Below are 2,624 nucleotides of genomic sequence, written 5' to 3'. Positions count from 1 at the left end.
AATGGAAACAGGGCGCGCTGGCCGCGCGCGACCTGCTGACGCGCCTGCGCGGCGAAACCGCGCTGGAATGGAGCTTCGTCTCGCCGCCCATCGCGCTGGCACCCGGCGAACGCACCGGCCAGTACCGCACGGGCGGCGACCAGTTGCTGCCGGGCACGGGCGACGCGCCTGCCGGCATCTCGGTGGCCGACCTGGCCGTCGCCATCGTGGACGAGATCGAACAACCGAAGCACGCGCGCCAGCGCTTCACGGTCGCGAACTGAAGGCTACGCCGCGGCGGCACGAGACGCCGCGAACTTCACGTACCAGTCCAGGCAGCCCGGGTTGGCCATCGCCTCGCGATTGATGACCTTCTCCAGCGGCTGGCCGAGCAGCAGTTTCTTGATCGGCAGTTCCTGCTTCTTGCCCGACAGCGTGCGCGGGATCTCCGCCACCTGGAACACGCCGTTGGGCACGAAGCGCGGCGACAGCGCGGTCTTGATGCTGTCGTTGATGCGCGCCTTCAGCACGTCGTCGAGCACCAGGCCTTCGCGCAGCACCACGAACAGCGGCATGTAGCTTTCGCGCCCGAGGTATTCGAGGTCGACCACCATCGAGTCCATCACCTCGGGCAGGGCCTCGACCGCGCTGTAGAGCTCGCTCGTGCCCATGCGCAGGCCATGGCGGTTGATGGTGGCGTCGGAGCGGCCGTAGATCACGCAGGAGCCGTCGGCGCCGATGCGCAGCCAGTCGCCGTGGCGCCAGACCGCGCCGGCCTCGGGGCCGAGGTCACCACCACCGGGCTTGCGGCCCTGGCCCGCCGGGTAGGTGTCGAAATAGCTGCCGAGCAGGCGTTTGTTGTCCACGTCGCCCACGAAGTACAGCGGCATGGACGGGATGGGCTGCGCGCACACCAGCTCACCGACCTCGTCGATCACCGGCTGGCCCTGCTCGTTCCACGATTCGACCGCGCAACCCAGCAGGCGGCATTGCATGCGCCCGGGGGTCTGCGGCAGTTCGCGGTTGCCGCCGATGAAGGCGCCCGCGAAGTCCGTGCCGCCGGAAATGTTGCACCACCAGATGTCCTGCTGCGCCTCGGTCTTCGCGATGCGGCGGAACTGCTCGGTGCCCCAGCGTTGCGCGTCCTCCGACAGCGGCGAACCGGTGGTGCCGAGCGCGCGCACGGCCGAGAGGTCGCCACAGGTGGCGAGGTCCACGCCGGCCTTGATGCAGTTGGCGAAGAAGGCCGCGCCGGCGCCGAAGAAGGTCACGCCCTGCTCGGCCGCGAAGCGCCAGAGCGTGGTCCAGTCGGGCTTGTCCTTGGCGCCGCCGGGGTTGCCGTCGTAAATCACGCAGGTGGTGCCGTTGAGCAGGCCGCTGGTCTGCGCGTTCCACATCACCCAGCCGGTGGAGCTGTACCAGTGGTAGCGCTCGCCCCAGCTGTTCGGGTGGTAGCTGCAGCCCACGTCGTTGTGCAGGCTTTTCAGCGCCAGGCCCACGATCACCGTGCCGCCATGGCCGTGCACGATGGGCTTGGGCAGGCCGGTGGTGCCGCTGGAATAAACGATCCACAGCGGGTGGTCGAACGGCAGCCACACGGGTTCGAATGCGGCGGTCGCGCGGTCGTCGCGCGCGGTGGCGGCGGCAAAGCCGGTGCAGGGTGCCGCGGCCTCCAGCGCCGCGGCCTGGGCCTCGGGGGTGTCGGCAAGGTTGGTGTGCAGCACCACGTGGCGCACCGTGGGCAAGGCCGCGCGCAGTTCGGCCACCACGGCGAGGCGGTCGTGGTCGCGCCCGCCGTAGCTCACGCCGTCGCAGGCGATCAGCACCACCGGGTCGATCTGGCGGAAGCGGTCGAGCACGGCGTTGGTGCCCATGTCGGGCGCGCAGATGCTCCACACACCACCGAGCGACACGGTGGCGAGGAAGGCCACCATGGCCTCGGGAATGTTCGGCAGGTAGGCCGCGACGCGGTCGCCCGGCTGCACGCCCTGGGCCTGCAGGTGCTGCGCGAGCGAGGCCACCTGGCGGCGCAGTTCGGGCCAGCTGAGTTCCTCCCGCCGGCCCTTCTCGTTGCAACTGACCACGGCCGGAAAGCCCGCCGCCTGGGCCGCCTGCACATGGCGGAACACCTGCTGCGCGTAATTCATGCGCGCACCGCTGAACCACGGCGCGCCGGGCATCACATTGCGCTCGAGCACGCTGGTGTGCGGCGTGGGCGACTGCAGGTCGAAGTAGTCCCAGATGCTTTGCCAGAAGCCATCGAGGTCGGTGATGGACCAGCGCCAGAGCGCGTCGTAGCTGTCGAAGCGCAGGCCGCGTTGTTCGGCGAGCCATTGCTGGTAGAGGCGGATCTGGGGCACGTAGGGGGCGGTCATGCGTCGAGCTTAGACCCGGCCGGCGCACACCACGCCTAGGGTTTGTACGGTTGTACAAGAATCGGCACGCCCCGTTCAATGCACAGCACCGGCCGCAACCCGCGGCTGCACCCACCGGGGACACGCCATGCCTTCGACCTCCAACCCGCTCAACGGCTTTCAGGTCGATCGCGCCGCGATCCGCACCATCGGCCACGACCTGCAGCGCCCCGAGTGCATCCTCGCCGAGCGCGACGGCACGCTGTGGGCCGCCGACGCGCGCGGCGGCGT

2 protein-coding genes are annotated in these 2,624 nt (G+C 69.7%); one reads left to right on the top strand and one right to left on the bottom strand.

Annotated features, from left to right (window positions below; translation table 11 throughout):
• Positions 1-263, top strand: a 263-nt coding sequence (locus tag N878_RS29060; protein ID WP_021444858.1) for an NAD(P)-dependent oxidoreductase, incomplete at its 5' end; no start/stop codon positions are given.
• A gap of 3 nt (positions 264-266) precedes the next feature.
• Here N878_RS29060 and N878_RS17295 read toward each other — a convergent pair.
• Positions 267-2,354: an acetoacetate--CoA ligase gene (locus tag N878_RS17295; protein WP_021444857.1), complete on the bottom strand. Its 2,088-nt coding sequence runs from the start codon at positions 2,352-2,354 to the stop codon at positions 267-269.
• Positions 2,355-2,624 lie beyond the last annotated feature (270 nt).

Origin of the sequence: Pseudomonas sp. EGD-AK9 (assembly GCF_000465935.2) — a bacterium.
In the GTDB taxonomy this organism is placed as follows: domain Bacteria; phylum Pseudomonadota; class Gammaproteobacteria; order Pseudomonadales; family Pseudomonadaceae; genus Aquipseudomonas.
Note: the sequence above shows the minus strand (reverse complement) of the source record. Positions and strands in the feature narration are given on the sequence as shown.

Bases quoted from the DNA above. Each gene is read 5' to 3' on its own strand.
- N878_RS17295 (WP_021444857.1), bottom strand. From the start codon at position 2,354: ATGACCGCCCCCTACGTGCCCCAGATCCGCCTCTACCAGCAATGGCTC.